The organism is Martelella mediterranea DSM 17316, assembly GCF_002043005.1.
Taxonomy (GTDB): Bacteria; Pseudomonadota; Alphaproteobacteria; order Rhizobiales; family Rhizobiaceae; genus Martelella; species Martelella mediterranea.
In genome coordinates this window covers 2,935,884-2,958,817 of record NZ_CP020330.1, presented here as the reverse complement: position 1 = coordinate 2,958,817, position 22,934 = coordinate 2,935,884, and the positions used below count along the sequence as shown (strand labels likewise).

Sequence of the window (22,934 nt, the reverse complement as noted above, 5' to 3'; positions counted from 1 at the left end):
GCACAAGAATGCTTGAGACACTGCGCAAAGGCGCCCAGACCTGGGTCGCGAAACTCCTCTTGATCCTGCTGATCATCTCCTTCGGCGTATGGGGGGCGTCGAGCGCGTTCCTGTCCGGCAATTCCGATGTGGTGCTGAAGGTCGGCGACAAGACAGTCTCGGCCAATGAGTATCGCCTCGCCTATCAGCGCCAGTTGAACAGCCTCAGCAACCAGTTCGGCCGGCGGCTGACCGGCGAGGAAGCCCGCATGATCGGCGTCGACCAGCAGGTCAATGCCCAGCTCGTTGCCGGCGCCGCGCTCGACCAGCTCGCCGACGACATGAATCTCGGCCTCTCAGAAGACCGGTTGGCAGAGATCATCGCCCAGGATCCCGCCTTCCAGAATGCCGACGGCCGTTTCGACCGCCAGCGCTTCAGCGCGCTGTTGCGCAATGTCGGCCTCAATGAGGATGACTATGTCGCCGAACGTTCCAAGGTCGCCGTGCGCTCCCAGGTCGTCGATGGCATCGCCGACGGCTTCGTCCCGCCCAAAGCCCTGGTGGATGCCATCAGCGAATACCGCAACCAGTCCCGCGGCGTCGATTACATCGTCCTCAACAACGCCTTCATCGAGCCGGTGAAATCGCCGGGCGACGAGGTGTTGAAGCCCTGGTTCGAGCAGCGCAAGGCCGCCTATCGCGCCCCGGAATACCGCAAGGTTTCCTATGTGGCGCTGCATCCCTCCGATATCGCCGATCCTGCTGCCATCACCGATGCCGCCGTGCGCGAGGATTACGATGCCCGGATTTCGAGCTTCACCACGCCGGAGGAGCGCCGCATTCAGCAGCTCACCTTCTCCGATCAGGCCGAAGCCGAACAGGCCGCCCAGGCGCTCGCGGATGGCACCAAGACCTTTGACCAGCTTATCAGCGAACAGGGCAAGACCACCGGCGACGTGACCCTCGGCATTTTCACCAAGGGCCAGTTTCCGGACGCCTCGATCGACGAGGCGGCCTTCGCCATCGAGAACGAGGGCGGCACCAGCGAAGTCGTCCAGGGCAATTTCGGCCCTGTGATCCTGCGCGTCACCGCGATCTCGCCCGAACAGGTCACGCCCTTCGACCAGGTCAAGGACCGGATCCGTCAGGAACTCGCCGAGCAGCAGGCAACGGACGATATCCTGAATGTCGAAAACCAGTATGAGGACCAGCGCGCCGGCGGTGCTTCGATGGCCGAAGCGGCCCAAAGCCTGGGCCTTGAGCCGGTGACCATCGACGCCATCGACGCCCAGGGCAACGATGAAAGCGGCACTCCCGTTGCCGATATTCCGCTAGGCACAGAACTCGTTGCTTCAGCCTTCGACAGCGATATCGGCGTCGAGAACCTGCCGCTCACGCTCAATGACGGCGGCGTCGTCTGGTACGAGGTCGTCGACATCACCCCCTCGCGCGACCGCGAATTTGACGAGGTTCGCAGCCAGGTGGAGGTCGACTGGGCGGCCGAGCAGCAGCGCGAGGCTCTTGCCGACAAGGCCAGCGAGTTGCAGGCCCGCGTCGAGGGCGGCGAGAGCCTGCAGCAGATTGCCGACGAGCTGGCGATCGACGTCAACAGCGTGACCTCCGTCACCCGCACCACGCAGAATGACGATCTCGGCCCGGAAGCCGTCGCCGCCGCCTTCAGCGGCCCGCTCGGCACCGTGGCCACCGCGCCGCGCGACAGCGGCACCGAACAGGTGGTGCTGAAGGTCGTGGCCGTCGTCAACCCGGTCGGCACGCTGGCCGCATCCGGCGACGACCAGGCGGTCAACGCCATAGCATCCTATGCCGGCGACGACATTCTCGACGAAATGATCAACAAGCTGCAGGGCGAATATGGCGTCACGATCAACCAGACGCTGGCCCAGCAGGCGATCAACCTCAGATAAGAAGAGCGAACTATGTCCGAGTTGAAGCCCTTCATCGCGAAAGTCGCAAGCGGCCAGTCGCTTTCCAGTGACGAAGCCCGCCAGGCCTTCGATCTGCTGATGTCGGGCGAGGCCACGCCCTCGCAGATCGGCGGCTTTCTGATGGCGCTGAGGGTCAAGGGCGAGACGGTCGACGAGATCGTCGGCGCCGTCTCGACCATGCGCGCCAAGATGACGCCCGTCAAAGCCCCGGCCGATGCCATCGATATCGTCGGCACCGGCGGCGATGGCGCGGGGACCTACAATATCTCCACGCTGGCGGCGATCATCACCGCCGGCGCCGGCGTCACCGTCGCCAAGCACGGCAACCGCGCGCTCAGTTCCCGCTCCGGCACCGCCGACAGCCTGTCGGAACTCGGCGTCGATCTCGATATCACGCCGGCCCTGATCGAGGCCTGCCTGGAAGAGGCCGGCATCGGCTTCATGTTCGCGCAGAAGCACCACGCCGCCATGCGCCATGTCGGTCCGTCGCGCGTGGAGCTCGGCACCCGCACGATCTTCAACCTGCTCGGCCCGCTCTCCAATCCCGCGGGCGTCAAACGCCAATTGCTCGGCGTGTTTGCCGCCGAATGGGTGCGCCCGCTCGCCGAGGTCCTGCGTGACCACGGATCGGAAAAGGTCTGGGTCGTCCACGGCCAGGGCCTCGACGAGATCACCACGACCGGCGAGACGCTGGTGGCCGAGCTTGCCGATGGCAAGGTTCGCGAATTCACGCTTTCGCCCTCCGATTTCGGCGTTCCACAAGCCGAACTCAGGGCGCTGCGCGGCGGCGATGGCAAGGTCAATGCGGCCGCGCTGCGCAAGGTGCTTGCCGGCGAAAAGAATGCCTATCGCGACATAGCGCTCTGCAATGCCGCCGCGGCCCTCGTTGTCGCCGGCAAGGCCGATACGATCTCCGACGGTATGGCGATTGCCACGGATGCGCTGGAAAGCGGCAAGGCGACGCTTGCGCTCGAGCGGCTGGTTGCCGTTTCAAACCGAAAGCCCGAACATGGAATCCGGCCATGACCGATATTCTGAAGAAGATCGAAGCCTACAAGCGCGAGGAAATTGCCGCCGCCAAGAGCACTGTGCCGCTCGATGAGCTGAAGGCCCGGATCCGCGACGTTGATCAACCGCGCGGTTTCGCCGATGCGCTTTTCGCCAAAAAGGCCGGAGGCGCATTCGGCCTGATCGCAGAAATCAAGAAGGCAAGCCCCTCCAAGGGGCTGATCCGCCCGGATTTCGATCCGCCGGCCTTCGCTGCGGCCTATGAAGAAGGCGGGGCGGCCTGCCTTTCGGTGCTGACCGATACGCCGAGCTTCCAGGGCGCGCCGGAATTTCTTGCCGCCGCCAAGGCGGCCTGCGCCCTTCCCGCGCTGCGCAAGGATTTCATGTTCGAGCCCTATCAGGTCTACGAGGCCCGCGCCTGGCAGGCCGATTGCATCCTGATCATCATGGCGAGCCTTTCCGATGACGAGGCCCGGCTCCTGGAGGAGACCGCCTTCGAACTCGGCATGGACGCGCTGATCGAGGTCCATGACGAGGCGGAATGCGAGCGGGCGCTGAAGCTCTCCTCGCCGCTGATCGGCATCAACAACCGCAATCTGCGCACTTTCGAGGTCTCGCTTGAGACCAGCGAAAGGCTCGTTCCGATGATCCCGGAGGACCGGCTGATCGTCGGCGAGAGCGGCATCTTCGTCCATGACGATTGCCTGCGGCTGAAAAAGGTCGGCATTTCAACCTTCCTCGTGGGCGAGAGCCTGATGCGCAAGAACGATATCGCCGCAGCCACCCGTGCGCTGCTGAAGGGCACAGCCGAGGCCGCGCCATGACCGACAAGCCCGCCGGCCTGACCCATATCGGCGAGACCGGCGAGGCCCGCATGGTCGATGTCGGCGCCAAGGCGGAGACAATCCGCTCCGCCACGGCGGAAGGCCATGTCCGGATGAAGCCGGAAACGCTCGCGCTGATCGAAAGCGGCAACGCCAAGAAGGGCGACGTGATCGCCACCGCCCGGCTGGCAGGGATCATGGGCGCGAAGCAGACCGCCAACCTCATCCCGCTCTGCCATCCGCTGATGCTGACGAAGATCGCCGTCGACATCGAAGCCGACACCGCGCTTCCGGGTCTGAGGGTCGTCGCCACTGCCTCGCTTTCCGGCCGGACCGGCGTCGAGATGGAGGCGCTGACCGCCGTTTCCATCGCCTGCCTCACGATCTACGACATGGCCAAGGCCGCCGATCGCGAAATGGAGATCGGCGCGATACGGCTGGTCGAGAAATCCGGCGGCGCGAGCGGCGACTTCAAGCGCGAAGGCTGAGCCATGGCCGATCCCCTGCTGAGCGTTGAAAGAGCCGGCGAGATCCTGCTGGAGCATGCTCCGCAGGTAAGCGACACGGAAACCATGGCGCTTGCCGATGCCAATAGGCGCGTACTTTGCGAGGATATCGCCTCCCGTATCACCCAGCCGCCCTTCGCGGCCTCCGCCATGGACGGCTATGCGGTGCGCGCGGGCGATATCGGGCCCGAAGGCGCGGAGCTTCAGGTCATCGGCGAGGTCGCCGCCGGCGCGATGCCGGACGCGCATGTGACCGCCGGAACCGCGATGCGGATTTTCACCGGCGCGCCGCTGCCACAAGGCGCCGATAGCGTGGTGATACAGGAAAATACCGAAAAGCGCGGCGATGCCGGCGTGTTCTTCAAGACTGCGGCCACCGTGGGCGACAATATCCGGTATGCCGGACAGGATTTTGCCGCAGGCGATATCCTGCTCAGCCGCGGCCGCACGCTTGACGCCCGCGCGCTTTCGCTTGCGGCAGCCGGCGGCCACGCTGTGCTTCCCGTCTTCCGCCGGCCGCGCGTCGCCGTGCTTGCCACCGGCAATGAACTGGTGCCGCCCGGCACGCTTCCAGGCCCCGGCCAGATTTCGGCCTCCGGCAGCGTCGCCATTGCCGCTCTTGCCCGCGACAATGGCGCGGATGTCATCGATCTCGGCATTGCCGGCGACAGCGAAGCGGCGATACGCGGGGCCGTGGAAAAAGCGGTCGAGGCGAAGGCCGATATTCTGGTGACGATCGGCGGCGCGTCGGTCGGCGATCACGACCTGATCCGCCCCACGCTTGCCGCCATGGGCATGGAACTCGATTTCTGGAAGATCGCGATGCGGCCGGGAAAGCCGCTGATGGTCGGCCGGCTAGGGGAAATGCGGGTGCTTGGCCTGCCCGGCAACCCGGTCTCGAGCTTCGTCTGCGCCCTGCTCTTTGCCGAGCCGCTCATCCGCCATGTCGGACACTTCCCGCCGCGCAACCGCGAGACCACGGCAATCGCCGCATCAGCGCTCGCCGACAACGGCCCGCGCCAGCACTATATGCGCGGCCGGTTTGATTGCGAAGGTCGCGTCGAGATGTTCGAGCGGCAGGATTCATCCCTGCAGGCCACCCTTGCCGAAGCGGATTGTCTGATCGTCCGCCCGCCCCACGCCAAGGCGGTTGAAGCGGGCGAGACTGTCAGGATCGTGAACCTCGGCTGAGCGATGCGCCGAGGAGCAGCCCCATCGGCCGCCCCTGAAAAAGAGGCAGAGAGCGGTCACGACTTCCTGGAAAACGGAGACCGCTCCAGCTGCCTCAGGCCGAACCCTTTTCCTGGGCAGCGGCCGCGAGCATGAACTCGTTCAATTTGGCATGAATCGTCTGCTCATCCATTTGGACGCCGGCGGCGGCGAAGTCCGCCATCAGCTTTCCCGTCAGGTCGGCATCGCCGGCCTCGATGAAATGGCTGGCCATCACTTCGCTGATATAGGCCTGGTCGCCTTCACGGTCCAAAAGTCCTGCCGCCCAGTTGGCCAGCATCCGGTTGCGCCGGGCGAGCGTGTTGAAATGCGCATGCTGTTCCGCCGTGTAGGCGGCCTCGTGGGCGCGCCCGCGGTCTGCAAAGATTCGATCTGCCATGTCGACCTCCCTGATAATCTTGTCCTCCTAAGATGGTATGTCTTTGCGCGATTGAGAAGAAAAAAACCGGCATTTGCTTCAAAATTTGCCCGCATGCGACAGTTTGTCGTCAGCAAAAGGTGCAAAACCGCAATTGCCTTGAAAAACACGTGGTTTTGATTGAGAAAGCGGCGCAAACTCGCTATTGCAGCGAAACTGATGATTTCAGCGCGCTTGGCGCGCCAACGTATACGAGACAGAGATGAGTCGTCGCCGCCGGGTTTATGAAGGCAAGGGTAAAGTCCTCTATGAGGGCCCCGAGCCCGGAACCCTGATCCAGTTCTTCAAGGACGACGCCAGCACCGAGCCGGGTGCGGGCGCCGACGTGATCGACGGAAAGGGTGTTCTGAACAACCGCATTTCGGAATATGTCTTCGGACATCTGAACGCGATCGGGATTCCCACCCATTTCATCCGCCGCCTGAACATGCGAGAACAACTCGTGCGCGAAGTCGAGATGATTCCGCTGATCGTCACCGTGCGCAATATTGCGGCAGGCTCGCTGTCGCGCCGTCTCGGCATCGAGGAGGGCGTTCCCCTGCCCCGCTCGATCGTCGAGTTCAGCCTGAATTCCGATGAGCTCGGCAATCCGCTGGTGACCGAGGAACACATCACCGCCTTCGGCTGGGCCTCGCCGCCGGAGCTCGACGACATGATGGCGCTGGCGATCAGGATCAACGACTTCCTGTCCGGCCTGTTTCTCGGCGCCGGCATGCAGCTCGTCGATTTCAAGATCGAATGCGGCCGCCTGTTCGAGGGCGACATGATGCGCATCATCCTTGCCGACGAGATTTCCCCTGATTCCTGTCGCCTGATGGATCTGGCGACCCGCCAACGCCTCGATTCGCGCGTCGAGGGCGGCGATGGCGTTGCAGTCAGCGCCTATTCCGAGGTCGCCCGCCGGCTCGGCATCATGAATGAGAACGAGCCGACGCGCGCCGCCGGCCCCGTCCTGGTCAAATAGAATTTTCGAACAGAAGCTGAGGTTAAGCCAGTGATCAACGCACGCGTCATCGTCACCTTGAAAAACGGCGTACTCGATCCGCAGGGAAAGGCGATCGAAGGCGCGCTGCATGGCCTCGGCTTTACGGGCCTTTCCGGCGCGCGCCAGGGCAAGGTCTTCGACCTCGCGCTCGATACCGATGACCGCGCCAAGGCGGAAGCCGACGTCGCCGCGATGTGCGAGAAGCTGCTGGCCAATATGGTGATCGAAAACTACGCCATCGAGCTGAACTGAACGGAGCCGCCATGAAATCCGCTCTTATCCAGCTTCCCGGTCTTAACCGCGACCGCGACATGTTCGCAGCCCTCCGGCAGATTTCCGGCACCGATCCGGTCACCGTCTGGCAGACCGAGACCGAACTGCCGGATGTCGACCTGATCGTGATCCCCGGCGGCTTCTCCTACGGCGACTACCTGCGCTGCGGCGCGATCGCCGCCCGCATGCCGGTGATGCGCGCGGTTGCCGAGAAGGCCCGCGCGGGCGTGCGCGTCATCGGCGTCTGCAATGGCTTCCAGATCCTGCTCGAGGCCGGCCTTCTGCCGGGCGCGCTGATGCGCAATGCATCGCTGAAATTCGTCTGCCGCGAGGTCCGCCTGACGGTGGCGAACAACCGCACCGCTTTCACCAGCCTCTACGCCGCCGGCGAAGTGATCCGCTGCCCTGTCGCCCATCATGACGGCAATTACTTCGCCGACGCCGATACACTTGCGGCTCTCGAAGATCGCGGCCAGGTCGTGTTCCGCTATGCGGAGGGCACCAATCCCAACGGCTCGGTCAACGACATCGCGGGCCTCGTCAACGAAGCCGGCAATGTTCTCGGCATGATGCCGCACCCCGAAAATCTGATCGAGCCGGCCCATGGCGGCACCGACGGCCGTCGCCTTTTCGAGGCGGCGCTGGGCCAGGTTGAGATTGCCTGACACGGCGCATGTTTGGCTTGACCTGAACGTGAGAATGATCAGTATTAGGAAAAAATAAGGCAGCGCACGATTGCTGCTGTATTGATTCGATTAGGTCGGCCCTATGCATCTGAACAGATTTCCGACGTCGGCGGCAGCAATTGCGTTTGCCCTGATCACCGCAACTGCTGCCTCTGGCGCCGATATGGATAGCGCACCCGCCTCTCCCGCGCCCGTTTCCAGCGACGGTATTTTCGATGAAGTCCGCTTCGAAGTGGCAGCCTCGCTCGGCGCCAAGTCGGATTTTGAAAGCGGCGTATTCCTGATCCCCAGCGTGTTCTTCGATCCGTTGCACAGTGAAGGCCGGGAAGGTTTCGACAAGGTTTTCCACCCCCGTTTCTTTCTGAGCGCCAGCATCTCGACCGATGACGAATCGTCGCAGATCATGGCGGGCGCGAGCTGGAAGTTTCCGCTGCTGGGACCGACCTTCGCGGATATCGGTTTCGGCGGCGCGCTGACCAACGCCGATATTGACGAGGGCGGTCGCGGACCCGGCGTCGGCTCGCACGTCCTGTTTCACGAATATGTCGCTCTCGGCGTCAATCTCGACGAAAGCTGGAGCCTGACGGCCACGGTGCGCCATTCCTCCAACGCCGATCTCGCCTCCCCCAACAGCGGCCTGACCTATGGCGGCATCGGGCTTGGCCGCAGCTTCTGATTCCGGTCAAACTGACGAAGGCGTCGGCTTGAGCATCGCAGTGCGCTGCGTTCCGAAAACCCCAGCAGTCTTCGCCGCCTTTAAATCGCCGGAATATTAACCATATATGGGAACCATACGGACACAGGCCGCGTTTTGTGGTTATACGTTCGAGCATGACCCCCAAAGAAACGCCCCGGCATCCCCCCTGCTCCGGGGCGTTTCGTTTTTCGGCGATCCTCAAGAGACCATGTCGCTCTCGGCGCGATCGAATTCAATGCGCGCATCGCGTATCTGCCTGTGATTATCCTTCGCCCAGGCGACCAGCAGCGAAAACGGCTCAAGAAATGAACGCCCCGTTGCCGTCAGATCATAAACCACCTTGGGCGGTTTGGTCGGGAACACGGTGCGGGTGATGTAGCCGTCCCGGTTCAGGTCCCTCAGCGTCTTGGTCAGCATGCGTTGCGAGATGTCAGGCGTCATCCGCTTCAACTCGGCAAAGCGCATGGGACCGCTCGAAAGCGCCATGAGCAGCAGCGTGCTCCACTTTCCCGCAACCTGATTGAGCACATCGCGCACCGGACAATTCTCGACCATATCGTCGGACACGATTTCGGCGATTTGCGCGCGACTCCATGCGGAAAGATCGTCAGTCATTTCATCTCCTAGGCACAGCAGTGTAACCTGCGAACAAATTAAACCCGTCTTTACATCATCGAAAATCACATTAGATGAGATAGCGGTCTCTTTTTGAGACTAGAGCTCTTTAATAGTTTTAATCTTACAGGAAGACCACCCCATGACCAACCCGACAATTCTCTTGACCGGCGCGTCCGGAAAGCTCGGCCGCGAAACGCTGGACTTTCTTCTGGCCACCGGCAAGGATCCCGCCCGGATCATCGCCACCACGCGCGACGTTACCAAACTCGCCGGCTATGCCGAAAAAGGCGTCGTCGTGCGGCAGGCCGATTTCAATGCGCCTGAAACGCTTGGCCCGGCATTCGCCGGCGCAGAGCGGGTCGCGATCATCTCCACCGATGCCGTCGCCCCGGGAACCGATCGGGTCGCCCAGCACGGCGCCGCGGTGGACGCCGCCAAGGCAGCCGGTGCCCGCCATATCATCTACACCTCGCTGCCGAACCCGGAAGATTCGCTCATCAGCTTCGCGGGCGATCATCTGGGAAGCGAGAAGGCGGTGAAGGATAGCGGTCTCGGCTACACCATCCTGCGCAATACCTGGTATCAGGAAAACCTGCTGATGAGCCTGCCGCAGGCGCTGGAGCACGGCGTGATCATGTCGGCGGCCGGCAACGGCAAGCTCAGCTACGTCGCCCATGAGGATTGCGCGCGGGCGCTTGCCGCCGCCCTGCTTGCGCAAACCGACGAGAGCGCGATCTACACGCTTGTCGGCCCCCAGGGCTATTCCATCGATGAGATTGCGGCGTTGGCACGGGAATTCAGCGGAAAGCCGCTCGAGGTACAGCATGTCGACAGCGACACGCTGCGCAAGACCCTTGAAGGCTTCGGGCTGCCGCCCTTCCTCGTGGACATGCTCGTCAGCACGGACGACAATATCCGCACGGGCCGTTTCGACATCATCAACGATGATTTCGAGCGCCTCACCGGTCGCAAGCCGAAGCCGCTTCGCGCCTTCTTCGAGAACAACCTGTCCGCCTGAAGCTGCGCCGTTTCAGACCGGTTCGCCACAGGCATGGCGGAAGCGTCTCACGCTCTCCGCCATGCCATATTCCAGGGCATCGGCGGTAAGGCCATGGCCGATCGAGACCTCCGCCAGATCCGGTATCGCCGCGACAAGCGGCGGAAGGTTGGCGACGGTCAGGTCGTGGCCGGCATTCACGCCGAGACCGCGTTCGCGGGCGCGTCGGGCGGTGTCGCCCAACTGCTTTGCCAGCGCGGCCTCCCTGTCAGGATCGTCGAAACACGCGCCATAGGGGCCGGTATAGAGTTCGATCCGGTCCGCGCCGCTCGCGCGCGCGTCCTCAAGCTCGGCGTCGGTCGCATCGCCATCGGCGAACATCGAAACCCGGATATTCTTCTTCCTGAGCTTATCGACCGACTTCTTCAGCAGGTCGCGATGCGCGGCGAATTTCCAGCCATGGTCGGAGGTCGCCTGCGCCGGGTCATCCGGCACCAGCGTCACCTGCTCGGGCTCGGTTTCAAGACAAAGTCCGATAAAGAAATCGCTCGGATAGCCTTCGATATTGAACTCCGCCTGTGGAAATTCATCATCGATCAGCGCCCGCAGGACCGGAAGATCGGAAAACCGGATGTGGCGCTGGTCGGGCCTTGGATGCACCGTCAGGCCATGCGCGCCCGCTTCAAGCGCAATCCTGCCGAAATGGCGTACATTCGGCCATGGCAGGTCGCGCCGGTTGCGCAACTGGGCAATCGCATTCAGGTTAACGGACAGCTTGGCGACCATGGCTCCCTCCAGATGGACCGCGCCGAAAGGCGTCTTGCCGTATATGCGACAAAGTGCGCCTTGCGGCAACAAAAGGTTGCGTCATTGCATGACGATGGTCAGTTTTTCGGCCGCGCGGGTGATCGCCGTGTACAGCCAGCGCTCCCGCGTGTCGCGAAACGCCCAGCTTTCGTCAAACAGCACGACATTGTTCCATTGCGAGCCCTGGGCCTTGTGCACCGTGAGCGCATAGCCGTAATCGAAGTCGTCATAGCGCTTCTTGGTCGACCACGGAATCTCGGTTTCACTGTCCTCGAACGCCGCCTTCAGCAGCTTGATACGAGACGCGCCGCGATCGGGGTCGTCCTCCTCCGGGTTCACCAGAAGATTGATGCCGGGCTTCACGGTTTCGCGCGAGGCTGACATCACCTTCCACAGCGAGCCGTTGAGCAGGCCCTTCGCCGGATCGTTTCTGAGACAAACCAGCTTGTCGCCGGCCTGGGGGTGAATCTGCGAAAAACCCTTAAGCTCGCGCAGCCGCTGGTTATAGCGCCGGCGGGTGCGATTGGTGCCGACCAGAACCTGATCGGCCTCTAGCACCAGTTCCTGCGTGACGTCATGCTTGGAGATGACCTGCGCAAGGCCGTAATCGCCATAGCCGATCTCCTTGCCCTCACGCACCTTCATGGCAAGGTCGATGATCGGATTGTCGCGGGCCTGGCGATGGATTTCGGTCAGCAGGTAATCGGGTTCGTGATTGGTGAAATAGCCGCCGCCCGAAACCGGCGGCAACTGGCCGGGATCGCCGAGCACAAGCACCGGCGTGCCGAAGGAAACCAGATCCTGGCCGAGCTTTTCGTCCACCATCGAGCATTCGTCGATGATGATCAGCGCCGCCTTGGCGAGCGGGCTCTGGCGGTTGAGGGTGAACATCGGCGAAACCGAGGTCTTGCCGGTCTCCTCGTCCTCGATCATTTCCTCGCCCTTGGGGCGATAGATCAGCGAATGGATGGTGCGGGCATTGGTGGCGCCGCGCGAGCGCAGCACCTGCGCGGCCTTGCCGGTGAAGGCGGCAAACAACACCTCGCCGTCGACATGCTCGGCGAAATAGCGCGCAAGCGTGGTCTTGCCCGTTCCGGCGAAGCCGAAAAGGCGGAACACCGGGGCCCGGCCTTCCTTCAGCCAGCGCGCCACCGCCTGTAGCGCTTCATCCTGTTGCGGTGAGAAATCCATGAGCGTGAATTGGCAGGATTCGCCGCCGCTCGGCAACAAAAAACCGCAAGGTCCGGGAATAAAACCACCCGCCGAGGTGTCTATGGCATGTAACCACCGCAATCTGCGGTTATCACGACACGGAACGACAACCATGATGAAGAAGACACCGATCCTCGCAGCCGCGGCACTTGCGGCCTTTGCAGGAATGGCCCATGCCGGCACCACCACCTTCCAGGCCATCAACACGCCGGACGGCCCGGTTCTCGCCGGCCAGAACGGCCAGACGCTCTACACCTATGACAAGGACGCAAGGCACCAATCCGTTTGCTACGGTAGCTGCGCCAGGGAATGGCCCCCATATCTCGCCAACCCATCCGCGCAACCCTTCGCACATTACAGCTTTGTGGTGCGCAAGGATGACCAAAGACAGTGGGCATTGAATGGCGAACCCCTCTACTTCCGCTCGGCGGACAAGAAATCCGGCGACATCACCGGCCAGAACGCCGATCACGGCAACTGGCAGGTGGCGCGACCGGCTGCATGATCGCGCCGGAACGGCGCAGCGTCGCTGCGAGGCTGCGCCGCCACGCATCGCATTCGAGACTCAGTTGCTCGAGCAACTGCCGCGGCTTCGCCGCATGGCCGGTGCGCTGGCCGGATCGGCCGCCGACGGCGACGATCTTTTGCAGAACACGCTCACGGTCGCCTTCGAGCGCCGCGGCCAGTGGCGGGGCGAAAATCTCGGCGGCTGGCTTTACGCGATCATGCGCCACATCGACGCCAATCGTCGCCGCCATGACCGCGTATTACCGATGATGGTTCTGGACGAGGATTGCGGCCTTGCCGACAATTCGACGGAAGCCGTCGAGATCGACCGGCTCGGCGTCGAGGCCGCGCTTGACGCGCTTGAGCCGGATTTCCGCGCCGTCGTGATCCTCAGGGATATCGAGGGTTATGGCTATGAGGAGATCGCGGAAAGGCTCGCCATTCCCCTCGGCACGGTGATGTCGCGCCTGTCGCGGGCGCGGCGGCGGCTGGCCGCAGCGCTATCAGGAGAGCATCGGCCAGAGGCTTGCCACCAGCAGGATCGCCATCGCGATGTTGAACCATCGAAGCCGGTTGCCGACAGACAGCCAGTCGCGCAGCCCAGCGCCGAAACCGCCCCAGATCGAAAGGCTCGGCACCGACACCACGCCGAACATGCCTGACACCAGCGCGACCGAAAACGCATAGCGGTCCGGATAGGTATAAACCGATATCGCCGTCAGCGACATGATCCAGGCCTTCGGGTTGACCCATTGAAAGGCGGCGGCCTGAAGGAAGGTCAACGGCCGGCCGGAGACCGTCCGGCCCGAATCCATCTGCCTTGTGTTGGCGATTTTCCAGGCGATCCAGACAAGATACGCGCCTCCAGCGATCTTGGCGACGATCAGCAGTTTGGGAAAGGCGGCGACGACCGCGCCGAGCCCGGCGCCGATCGAAGCCAGCAGCACCATAAAGCCGATCACGACGCCGGCCATATGCGGGATCGTGCGGTAAAAGCCGAAATTCACCGTCGACGCAAACACCATGAAATTGTTCGGTCCCGGCGTGAACGAGGCGGCGACCGCGAAACCGAACAGGGCCAGCAATGTTTCATGGTTCATGTCGCCCGTTTCCCGAACTGAATTTGCCGCCAGCAAAGCCTCTGCCGCCGCTGTTCGCCGTAAAGGGAAACGCCATCGGCAGAAACTCGTCTTCTACCTTCCATAGCAGTCCGGGAGCAAGCTTTTCCGATATCCCCGGCCCCATAGCTCAAGCCTCCCCTGACGAGAATCCGGCCTTCCAAGCAAAACAACCAGAGCGATCGCAAACGGGGGATGAGCGAAAAATGGCGCTCTCGGCACCATCCCGAGAGAACGGCAGAACAGACCTTCCGCCCAATATGTCACGGTAAAAGCGGGCCCGCGCTTCGATTGAAGGCGGGCCCGGTTAAAGATCAGGTATCGGCGGCCGAGGCCGCCTTGCCGGACTTGCCCTTGGGGCCGTCCGACTTCAGCTCGCTGGGCTTGATCGGCGTTGCCTCGGGGATCGCCTCCAGCGTCAGTTCCGGCTTGCCATCCTTTTCGGCCACGCCGACGCGGACGACGCCGCCCTTCTTGAGCTTGCCGAACAGGATCTCGTTGGCGAGCGGCTTCTTGATGTACTCCTGGATGACCCGCGACAGCGGCCGCGCGCCCATCTTCTCGTCGTAGCCGCGTTCGGCGAGCCATTCGACGGCCTTGTCCTCCAGTTCGAAGGTGACATTGCGTTCCGAAAGCTGGCTTTCGAGCTGCATGACGAACTTCTGGACGACCTGATGGATGACCTCGGTCGGCAGCGGCGCGAACTGGATGATCGCGTCGAGACGATTGCGGAATTCCGGTGTGAAGATGCGGTTGAGCGCTTCCTCGTCCTCGCCGGTGCGCCGCGACGACCCGAAGCCGATCGCCGACTTCGACATTTCGGCAGCGCCCGCATTGGTCGTCATGATCAGGATGACGTTGCGGAAGTCGATCTTCTTGCCGTTATGGTCGGTCAGCGAGCCGTGGTCCATCACCTGCAACAGGATGTTGTAGATGTCTGGATGGGCCTTCTCGATCTCGTCCAGCAGCACGACGCAATGCGGATGCTGGTCGACGCCATCGGTCAAAAGACCGCCCTGGTCGAAACCGACATAGCCGGGAGGCGCGCCGAGCAGACGCGAGACAGTGTGCCGCTCCATGTATTCCGACATGTCGAAGCGCAAAAGCTCGACGCCGAGCGAGGAGGCAAGTTGCTTCGACACCTCGGTCTTGCCGACGCCCGTAGGGCCGGAGAAGATGTAGGAGCCGATCGGCTTGTTGGGCTCGCGCAGGCCCGCCCGGGCGAGCTTGATCGAGGTCGCCAGCGCGTCGATCGCCTTGTCTTGCCCATAGACCACCGAGCGCAGTTCCTGTTCCAGATTGGCGAGCACCTGCTCGTCGTCCTTCGAGACGGTCTTCGGCGGGATCCGCGCCATGGTCGCGATCGTCGCCTCGATCTCCCTTTCGGTGATCATCTTGCGACGGCGCGATACCGGCACCAGCATCTGCGCCGCACCGCTCTCATCGATCACATCAATCGCCTTGTCGGGCAGCTTGCGATCGGTGATGTAGCGGGCGGACAGTTCCACCGCCGCCTTGATGGCGTCGTTGGTGTAGCGCAGGTTGTGATATTCCTCGAAATAGGGCTTCAGGCCCTTCATGATCGCGATGGCATCGTCCACGGAGGGTTCGTTGACATCGATCTTCTGGAACCGGCGCACCAGCGCGCGGTCCTTTTCGAAGAACTGGCGGTATTCCTTGTATGTGGTCGAACCGATGCAGCGGATCGCGCCCGATGACAGCGCCGGCTTCAACAGGTTCGAGGCGTCCATCGCCCCGCCGGACGTGGCGCCGGCGCCGATCACGGTATGGATCTCGTCGATGAACAGCACCGCGCCCTCATACTCCTCAAGTTCCTTGACGACCTGCTTCAGCCGCTCCTCGAAGTCGCCGCGATAGCGTGTGCCGGCCAGCAGCGTGCCCATGTCGAGCGAGAAGATGGTGGCGTCGATCAGCGCTTCGGGCACCTTGCCTTCAACGATCCGTTTGGCAAGACCTTCGGCGATCGCCGTCTTGCCGACGCCGGGATCGCCGACATAGAGCGGATTGTTCTTGGACCGGCGGCACAGCACCTGGATGGTGCGGTTGACCTCGGCGTCGCGGCCGATCAGCGGATCGATCTTGCCGCTCATCGCCTTTTCATTGAGGTTGACGCAATAGGCCTTCAGCGCATCCGGCTGCTTGCGAGCGCTGTCCTCGCTCTCGCGCTGGCCGCTGGCATCGCTTTCCTCCGGCTCGTTGACGCCACGCGGCGTACGGGTCTCGGAGGAGCCAGGACGCTTGCCGATGCCATGGGAAATGTAGTTCACCGCGTCGTAACGCGTCATCTCCTGCTGCTGCAGGAAATAGGCGGCATGGCTCTCGCGCTCGGCAAAGATGGCGACGAGCACGTTGGCGCCGGTCACTTCCTCGCGACCGGAGGACTGCACATGGATCACCGCGCGCTGAATGACGCGCTGGAAGCCCGATGTGGGCTTGGAGTCCTCGTCATAGCCGGTGATCAGGTTCGCAAGTTCGGTATCGACATATTCGGTAACAATCTTGCGCAATGCGTCGAGATCGACATTACAGGCACCCATGACGGCGGCTGCGTCACCATCATCGATCAACGCCAGCAGGAGGTGTTCCAGCGTTGCATATTCGTGGTGCCGGTCGTTGGCATAGGTCAGAGCTTGATGCAGCGCCTTTTCAAGACTGGGGGAGAAAGTTGGCACGATCAGTTCCTCACTTCTTTTCCATGACACATTGCAATGGATGTTGATGCTGGCGCGCGAAATCCATCACCTGCGTGACCTTGGTTTCGGCCACTTCGAAGGTAAAGACCCCGCATTCGCCCACGCCATTGTTGTGCACGTTGAGCATGATACGGGTCGCCGCTTCGCGATCCTTCTGGAAGAAACGCTCCAGAATATGGATGACAAATTCCATTGGTGTGTAGTCATCATTCAACAGGAGAACCCGGTACAGGCTGGGTTTCTTTGTTTTCGGCTTGGTACGCGCGATGACCGCCGTTCCGCGGCTCGGATTGTCCCCATTCTTGGAGGGATCGTTCTGCATCCGGATCGACATCGCGATCATTCTCACTAACTCCGTAAGTCTCTCAGGCGTGTTCACCAAGTCTTTTGTTGGTGTTCATATCTGTATCTACCGAGTCCGTTTCAAGCTCCCTTCGACTGATCCGATCTTAATGCCGATGTTCCGGGCTTGTCATTAACAAAATAGCGGAATTTCGAGCATCTCGGGATTGCAGGGACACGGTCGGCGTCCGCGCGGGCGGAACAGGCCGCGACACGGACGTGGTCTCAGAAAACGAAACTGACGACAAAGGAACTGAAGAGATGGGCAGGAGAAAAGCCGCGCAAGCCTCTCCCCTTCAAATGCCGCGCGGCGCGAGACCTACTTGCAGTAGCTCCGCCCGGAATTGCGCTGTTTCAGGTCGAAATGCAGGTGGTCGTTATGCTTGGGGTAGCCCGGCCCCAGGACGGTGTTGAAATAGTCGCAACCGCTGGCGCGAACCGATTTCAGCAGGCCTTTCTCCCGGAAGGCGAAGAAGCCCTTGGGCGAGACATCGATGGTCTTCCCGGTATTGAGCGTGAAGCCGCCGACATCGATGGCATTGCCCTTCGAATGTTCGGACCATGTGCGGGAGTTGGTGCCGTTGTTCACGCGCCGGCAGGAATAGCCGCCCATCGTATTCACCGATTTGAGGCCGGTGAGATAGCGCACGCGCGCGGCGGGCGCGACATCGTTCTGGACCCATTCGGCGAAGGCAAGCGCCGTCTGGCAGTTGACCGTGACGCTGGGCGAGATCGCCACATTGCCCGACAGCGATTCCAGCTCGACCGGATAGGCAATGCCGCACTGGCTGCCGTTCGCGATCGCCGCGACATCGGAAAAGCTGACGCCCATTTCCCTGAGCGAGCTGCGGCACTGCCGCTCGGCCAGCGGCATCAGACCGGGCAGCCGGCCCTTCTGCGGCGAGGCGACGCCGCCAGGCTCGCTCAGCGGCAGCAACGAGGCGGTCTGGATCGGGTCGATACCGGGATCCGGCGCCGCGACATCGGATGCCGGGCTCTCGACCTTCGGGCTGGAGGGCGTCAAGGGCGCCGCGGCATTGGTCGCAACAACAGCGGCCTCCTCGTTCGCCGAGACGCCGAGATAGCTGTCGATCGGCACGCCCGCTTCGGTTTCTGTGCTGGCGATCAGTTGCTCGATGGAAGGCGGCGGCTCCGGCTTGGCCGCCGGCGTCGCGACGGCGGCAGTCTGCTGGGGCTGCGGGTTTTGCGCGGCCTCCTCGCTGCGGGTGACGATCTGGGGGCCCTTGTCGCTGGTATCCACCGAAAAGGACGTCATCAATCCGCCGATGGAACAACCGGTGAGCGTCGCCGCAATGGCTGCCAATGAAACCGCGCGTCGCAAGGGAAACGTCATACTGAACCGAAATCGCGTTGATACTCCGAACGCGAGTAGACCAGACAAGAGTAAACAAATGCTTTTGCGGCAACGTCGAAAAGACAACCGTATGCTGCCCGCCGGCCGGACTGACCGAGTTGCAATTCCGCACCCGTGCAATATTGTCGGACCTGATCAGGGTGCAGCGCCCGCAAGCCACAGGAGAGATCGATGAACGACGACAAATCGCCCACCGGCAACCTGACCATGCGCACGGTCGCCATGCCGGCCAACGCCAATCCGTCAGGGGATATTTTCGGCGGATGGGTGATGTCGCAGATGGACCTCGCCGCCTATGTCGCCTCCTCCGAGCGCGCCAACAACAGGACCGTCACCGCGGCGGTGAATTCGATGGCCTTTGCCCAGCCGGTCAAAGTTGGCGACACGCTCTGCGTCTACACCTCGTTCGAGCGGATCGGCCGCACCTCGATGACGATCCATGTCGAGGCCTGGGTGCATCGTCACCGCATGCCGCACCGCGAACAGGTCACCGAAGCCCAGTTCGTGATGGTGGCGATGGACGAAACCGGCAGGCCGGCCGTCGTTCCGCAGGAGGCCTGAGCGGACCGCCGAGCCCGGCTGATCAGCCCCGGAAGATGAAAGCCGCGCCGACAGCGATCAGCGCGAAGCCGATCACGTGATTGATGGTGAGCGCCTCCTTCAGCCACAGGATCGAAAAGCCCGAAAACACCAGCAGCGTGATCACTTCCTGGATCGTCTTCAACTGCGCGGTCGAATAGACCGACGCACCGATCCGGTTGGCCGGAACCGCCAGGCAATATTCGAAAAACGCGATCCCCCATGCGGTGATGATCACCAGCAGCAGCGGCGCGCTTTTGAACTTCAGATGGCCGTACCAGGCAAACGTCATGAAAACATTCGAGCAGACCAGCATAAGAACCGGCCAAACGGCCGCGGGCGAAAGCGAAAATGGCATGAAATTTCTCCGGAAGCGCTGCCGGCCTGGCAGCTTCGCGCGTTCTTAGCGCAAACTGTTGCGGACGGCATCAGGAATTTGAACTGTGAAACTTGACCGAATCGCGGCGTAAGTTCTATTTTTGTTCTGCCGCGACACCCTTTTCTTTTACAGGCTTGTTCCCCATATTCGCCCCATGGCCAGATCACCCAAGAAATCCTCCGACAAACAAGGTTTCGAAGAAGCGCCCCAGGCGCCGTTCGAAGGCGAGAGCTATGAAGGCTCGATGACGGACTGGCTTGCCGGGCTGGAGAAGGAAGCCGAGGCCGAAACCGTCGACAGCCAGCGCAAGCTCGCCTCGAAAGCCGGCAAGCATCGCCGCAAGGCCGCCGAAAGCGGCGGCGCGACGGCGAGCCGCACCGCGCGCGGCGTCTCCATCGGCGGCTCCTCCGATCCCAAGACTCGCGCCGCCGCCGGCCTGAACCCGGTTGCTGGCGTCGATGTTTCTTTGGAAGAAGCCCAGAACCTCGCCAAGGGCGGCGTCACCGCGACGGTGGATGCGCTCTCAAGCCTGATCGAAAGCGGCAACCCGCTGTTCAAGGACGGCAAGATCTGGACCCCGCACCGGCCGGAACGCCCGGAGAAATCCGAGGGCGGCATCCCGATCCGCATGGTCACGGAATACAAGCCGTCCGGCGACCAGCCGACCGCGATCGCCGATCTCGTCGAGGGGCTGAAATCCGGCGACCGCAGCCAGGTGCTGCTCGGCGTCACCGGCTCGGGCAAGACCTTCACCATGGCCAAGGTGATCGAGGAGACCCAACGCCCGGCGGTGATCCTCGCGCCCAACAAGACGCTCGCCGCCCAGCTCTATTCCGAGTTCAAGAACTTCTTTCCGGACAACGCGGTCGAGTATTTCGTTTCCTATTACGATTACTACCAGCCGGAAGCCTATGTGCCCCGCTCCGACACCTATATCGAGAAGGAATCCTCGATCAACGAGCAGATCGACCGGATGCGCCACGCCGCCACCCGCGCCATTCTGGAGCGCGACGACTGCATCATCGTCGCCTCTGTGTCCTGCATCTACGGTATCGGGTCGGTCGAAACCTATACGGCGATGACCTTCCAGATGTCGGTCGGCGACACGCTCGACCAGCGGCAATTGCTGGCCGACCTCGTGGCTCAGCAATACAAGCGCCGCGACATGGATTTCCAGCGCGGCTCGTTCCGGGTGCGCGGCGACACGATCGAGATCTTCCCCGCCCACCTTGAGGACGCGGCATGGCGGATTTCGATGTTCGGCGACGAGATCGATGCGATCACCGAATTCGACCCGCTCACCGGCCAGAAGACCGGCGATCTGAAATCGGTGAAGATCTACGCCAACTCCCACTACGTCACCCCGCGCCCGACGCTGAACGCGGCCATCAAGTCGATCAAGGAAGAGTTGAAGGCGCGCCTGCAAGAGCTTGAAAAGGCTGGACGACTTCTAGAAGCACAGCGCCTCGAACAACGCACCCGCTTCGATATCGAGATGATGGAGGCCACCGGCTCCTGCCCCGGCATCGAGAACTATTCGCGCTATCTCACCGGCCGCCGGCCCGGCGAACCGCCGCCGACGCTGTTCGAATATATTCCGGACGACGCGCTGATCTTCATCGACGAGAGCCACGTCACCGTGCCGCAGATCGGCGGCATGTATCGCGGCGACTTCCGTCGCAAGGCGACGCTGGCCGAATACGGCTTCCGCCTACCCTCCTGCATGGACAACCGCCCGCTGCGTTTCGAGGAATGGGACGCGATGCGACCCGATACAATCGCGGTGTCGGCGACCCCCGGCGGCTGGGAGATGGAGCAGGCCGGCGGCGTGTTCGCCGAACAGGTCATCCGCCCGACCGGGCTGATCGATCCGCCGGTGGAAATCCGCTCCGCCAAGACCCAGGTCGACGACGTGCTCTCCGAAATCCGCGAGGTTTCGGCGAAGGGTTACCGTACGCTGGTGACGGTTCTGACCAAGCGTATGGCCGAGGACCTGACGGAATATCTGCACGAACAGGGCATAAGGGTGCGCTACATGCACTCCGATATCGACACGCTGGAGCGGATCGAGATCATCCGCGACCTGCGTCTCGGCGCATTCGACGTGCTGGTCGGCATCAACCTGCTGCGCGAGGGCCTCGACATTCCCGAATGCGGCTTCGTCGCGATCCTCGACGCCGATAAGGAAGGGTTTTTGCGCTCGGAAACCTCGCTGATCCAGACGATCGGCCGTGCCGCCCGTAACGTTGACGGCAAGGTCGTGCTTTATGCCGACCGGGTCACCGGTTCGATGCAGCGCGCCATGGACGAGACCAGCCGTCGCCGCGAAAAGCAGCTTGCCTATAATGAGGAGCACGGCATCACGCCGGAATCGGTCAAGGCCAGGATTTCCGACATTCTCGACTCGGTCTACGAGCGCGACCATGTCCGCGCCGATATCGGCACCAAGAGCGGCAAGGGGTTTGCCGCGGACGGCCATCTGGTCGGCAACAATCTGCAGGCCCATCTCGACGCGCTCGAAAAGCAGATGCGCGACGCCGCAGCCGATCTCGACTTCGAGACGGCCGCCCGCGTGCGCGACGAGATCAAGCGCCTCAAGGCCGCCGAACTCCAGGGCATGGACGACAAGCTGGAGCGGCAGGAATCGCGGCAGGCGGAAAGCGGCGGACAGAGCGGCTATTTCGCCAAGCCTTCGCTGGACGACATGGGCCCGGGCACCGATACCGCCCGCCCGCTGTTCCGCAAGAACGATCTCGATGAGATGACCGTTGGCCGCACCGAAAAGCCGCTTGGCGGCGACGCCAAGCCGGTCAAGCGCGGCAAGATCGGCACGGGCTCCTACGAAGACCCCGGCGAGCAGAAACGGCGCGGCCGCCGCACCGGAAAGACCGGCAAGCCGGGGAAGTAAGACGGGCGGCGACAATGGTTGTGCCTGCCTGCCGATGGCGATACGATAGCATTGATCAAACAAGCATATGGTTCAGAAATGACAGATTACGGAAACGTTCAGGAGCATGTGAAGTCGGCATTCAGGAATGCCAACTCCAATGCCGAGCCCTATCGCCACTGGCTGCTTTCGGACATGTTTCCGACGGATTTGCTGAAGGATATTCAGGCGCTGGATTATCCCAAACCTGACCTCGGCGGCGTTTCGGGCACGCGCGAGGTTCACAACAAGAGCAGGCACTATTTCGACCAGCCGAATATCGCGAAACATGCGTGCTGCGCAGCCGTCGCTGAAGCCTTTCAGTCACCCGAAGTTGCCACAGTCATCCAGGACACTTTCGGCACCAATATCGAGGGATCGAGCCTGCGCATCGAATTTGCGCAGGATATCGACGGTTTCTGGCTGGAACCGCACACCGATATCGGCGTGAAGCTGTTCACCCTGCTGATCTATCTCTCCGATGGTCCCGGCCATGACGAGCTTGGAACCGATATCTACGCCTCGAAGGAGGAGCATGTCGGCCGCTCGCCCTTCGCGCCGAACTACGCGATGATCTTCGTGCCCTCCACCAACACCTGGCACGGCTTCGAAAAGCGCCCGATCCAGGGCGTGCGCAAATCGCTGATCATCAATTACGTAACGCCGGAATGGCGCGCCCGCGAACAGCTCGCCTATCCCGACCAGCCGATCAAGGTCGCCTGAGGGCGAGGCGTTTCAGCCCTCAATCTCCCCCCTTGAGGCAGGGCCATCGCATATGGTGTAGCAGCTTGCTCCCAATACTCTCTCC

Annotated in this window: 23 protein-coding genes and 1 pseudogene; 15 read left to right on the top strand and 9 right to left on the bottom strand. The window is 62.3% G+C overall.

The window, feature by feature from the left end:
- The first annotated feature begins 8 nt into the window (after positions 1-8).
- From Mame_RS13810 to Mame_RS13790, 5 genes are read left to right on the top strand one after another with little or no spacing between them, the layout of a single operon-like run.
- The gene (locus Mame_RS13810; protein ID WP_018063066.1) at positions 9-1,904 is read left to right on the top strand and encodes a SurA N-terminal domain-containing protein; all 1,896 of its coding nucleotides are present in this window, start codon (positions 9-11) and stop codon (positions 1,902-1,904) included.
- A 12-nt stretch (positions 1,905-1,916) separates the two neighbouring features.
- The gene (gene trpD / locus Mame_RS13805) at positions 1,917-2,951 is read left to right on the top strand and encodes an anthranilate phosphoribosyltransferase (protein WP_018063065.1); all 1,035 of its coding nucleotides are present in this window, start codon (positions 1,917-1,919) and stop codon (positions 2,949-2,951) included.
- Positions 2,948-3,757, top strand: coding sequence for an indole-3-glycerol phosphate synthase TrpC (gene trpC / locus Mame_RS13800; RefSeq protein WP_018063064.1), 810 nt, complete (start codon positions 2,948-2,950; stop codon positions 3,755-3,757). The genes trpD and trpC overlap by 4 nt, the downstream gene beginning before the upstream one ends.
- On the top strand, positions 3,754-4,245 hold the full coding sequence (gene moaC, locus Mame_RS13795; protein WP_018063063.1) for a cyclic pyranopterin monophosphate synthase MoaC: 492 nt from the start codon (positions 3,754-3,756) through the stop codon (positions 4,243-4,245). Before trpC ends, moaC begins: the two co-directional genes overlap by 4 nt.
- A 3-nt stretch (positions 4,246-4,248) precedes the next feature.
- Entirely contained in the window at positions 4,249-5,454 is a 1,206-nt protein-coding gene (locus tag Mame_RS13790) for a molybdopterin molybdotransferase MoeA (RefSeq protein WP_018063062.1), read from the top strand.
- Between the two features lie 94 nt (positions 5,455-5,548).
- On the opposite strand, the gene Mame_RS13785 is transcribed toward Mame_RS13790, so the two are convergent.
- Positions 5,549-5,872 (bottom strand): DUF1476 domain-containing protein, encoded by a 324-nt coding sequence (locus tag Mame_RS13785; RefSeq protein ID WP_018063061.1) that lies wholly within the window; start codon positions 5,870-5,872, stop codon positions 5,549-5,551.
- A 241-nt stretch (positions 5,873-6,113) separates the two neighbouring features.
- Here Mame_RS13785 and Mame_RS13780 point away from each other — a divergent pair, with 241 nt between their 5' ends.
- From Mame_RS13780 to Mame_RS13765, 4 genes are all read left to right on the top strand, one after another.
- Positions 6,114-6,875, top strand: coding sequence for a phosphoribosylaminoimidazolesuccinocarboxamide synthase (locus Mame_RS13780; protein ID WP_018063060.1), 762 nt, complete (start codon positions 6,114-6,116; stop codon positions 6,873-6,875).
- 30 nt (positions 6,876-6,905) lie between these two features.
- Entirely contained in the window at positions 6,906-7,148 is a 243-nt protein-coding gene (gene purS, locus Mame_RS13775; RefSeq protein ID WP_018063059.1) for a phosphoribosylformylglycinamidine synthase subunit PurS, read from the top strand.
- 11 nt (positions 7,149-7,159) lie between these two features.
- Positions 7,160-7,834, top strand: coding sequence for a phosphoribosylformylglycinamidine synthase subunit PurQ (gene purQ, locus Mame_RS13770; protein WP_018063058.1), 675 nt, complete (start codon positions 7,160-7,162; stop codon positions 7,832-7,834).
- A gap of 184 nt (positions 7,835-8,018) precedes the next feature.
- Positions 8,019-8,531 carry an acyloxyacyl hydrolase gene (locus Mame_RS13765; RefSeq protein ID WP_157624485.1) on the top strand — a complete coding sequence of 171 codons (513 nt, stop codon included), beginning with the start codon at positions 8,019-8,021 and terminating at the stop codon, positions 8,529-8,531.
- A 219-nt stretch (positions 8,532-8,750) separates the two neighbouring features.
- On the opposite strand, the gene Mame_RS13760 is transcribed toward Mame_RS13765, so the two are convergent.
- Entirely contained in the window at positions 8,751-9,167 is a 417-nt protein-coding gene (locus tag Mame_RS13760) for a winged helix-turn-helix transcriptional regulator (protein WP_018063056.1), read from the bottom strand.
- Between the two features lie 142 nt (positions 9,168-9,309).
- On the opposite strand from Mame_RS13760, the gene Mame_RS13755 reads away from it, so the two are divergent.
- Entirely contained in the window at positions 9,310-10,188 is an 879-nt protein-coding gene (locus Mame_RS13755) for an SDR family oxidoreductase (protein WP_018063055.1), read from the top strand.
- A gap of 12 nt (positions 10,189-10,200) precedes the next feature.
- On the opposite strand, the gene Mame_RS13750 is transcribed toward Mame_RS13755, so the two are convergent.
- On the bottom strand, positions 10,201-10,953 hold the full coding sequence (locus Mame_RS13750) for a pyridoxine 5'-phosphate synthase (RefSeq protein WP_018063054.1): 753 nt from the start codon (positions 10,951-10,953) through the stop codon (positions 10,201-10,203).
- A gap of 81 nt (positions 10,954-11,034) precedes the next feature.
- Positions 11,035-12,165, bottom strand: coding sequence for an ATP-dependent DNA helicase (locus tag Mame_RS13745; RefSeq protein ID WP_018063053.1), 1,131 nt, complete (start codon positions 12,163-12,165; stop codon positions 11,035-11,037).
- A gap of 133 nt (positions 12,166-12,298) precedes the next feature.
- Here Mame_RS13745 and Mame_RS13740 point away from each other — a divergent pair, with 133 nt between their 5' ends.
- Positions 12,299-12,691 (top strand): COG4315 family predicted lipoprotein, encoded by a 393-nt coding sequence (locus tag Mame_RS13740; protein WP_018063052.1) that lies wholly within the window; start codon positions 12,299-12,301, stop codon positions 12,689-12,691.
- Positions 12,588-13,136, top strand: a pseudogene (locus tag Mame_RS27525) (RNA polymerase sigma factor); the annotation flags it as partial. The gene Mame_RS13740 and the pseudogene Mame_RS27525, both read left to right, overlap by 104 nt.
- A 60-nt stretch (positions 13,137-13,196) precedes the next feature.
- Here the strand turns inward: Mame_RS27525 and Mame_RS13730 are convergent.
- The 4 genes from Mame_RS13730 to Mame_RS13715 form a co-directional block, all read right to left on the bottom strand.
- Positions 13,197-13,793, bottom strand: coding sequence for a LysE family translocator (locus Mame_RS13730; protein WP_018063051.1), 597 nt, complete (start codon positions 13,791-13,793; stop codon positions 13,197-13,199).
- Between the two features lie 332 nt (positions 13,794-14,125).
- On the bottom strand, positions 14,126-16,504 hold the full coding sequence (gene clpA / locus Mame_RS13725) for an ATP-dependent Clp protease ATP-binding subunit ClpA (protein ID WP_018063050.1): 2,379 nt from the start codon (positions 16,502-16,504) through the stop codon (positions 14,126-14,128).
- Positions 16,505-16,514: 10 nt separating this feature from the next.
- Positions 16,515-16,868, bottom strand: coding sequence for an ATP-dependent Clp protease adapter ClpS (gene clpS / locus Mame_RS13720; protein WP_018063049.1), 354 nt, complete (start codon positions 16,866-16,868; stop codon positions 16,515-16,517).
- A gap of 318 nt (positions 16,869-17,186) precedes the next feature.
- Entirely contained in the window at positions 17,187-18,143 is a 957-nt protein-coding gene (locus Mame_RS13715; protein ID WP_157624482.1) for an extensin-like domain-containing protein, read from the bottom strand.
- Between the two features lie 270 nt (positions 18,144-18,413).
- Between Mame_RS13715 and Mame_RS13710 the strand changes: the two genes are divergently transcribed.
- Positions 18,414-18,803, top strand: a complete 390-nt coding sequence (locus tag Mame_RS13710) for an acyl-CoA thioesterase (protein WP_018063047.1) — start codon at positions 18,414-18,416, stop codon at positions 18,801-18,803.
- Between the two features lie 22 nt (positions 18,804-18,825).
- On the opposite strand, the gene Mame_RS13705 is transcribed toward Mame_RS13710, so the two are convergent.
- A complete protein-coding gene (locus tag Mame_RS13705) occupies positions 18,826-19,179 on the bottom strand; it encodes a DMT family protein (RefSeq protein ID WP_018063046.1) in 354 nt (117 codons plus the stop codon).
- A 175-nt stretch (positions 19,180-19,354) separates the two neighbouring features.
- On the opposite strand from Mame_RS13705, the gene uvrB reads away from it, so the two are divergent.
- Entirely contained in the window at positions 19,355-22,108 is a 2,754-nt protein-coding gene (gene uvrB, locus Mame_RS13700; protein WP_026173173.1) for an excinuclease ABC subunit UvrB, read from the top strand.
- 78 nt (positions 22,109-22,186) lie between these two features.
- Complete coding sequence (locus tag Mame_RS13695) at positions 22,187-22,849, top strand: 2OG-Fe(II) oxygenase (protein WP_018063044.1); 663 nt, start codon at positions 22,187-22,189, stop codon at positions 22,847-22,849.
- Positions 22,850-22,934 lie beyond the last annotated feature (85 nt).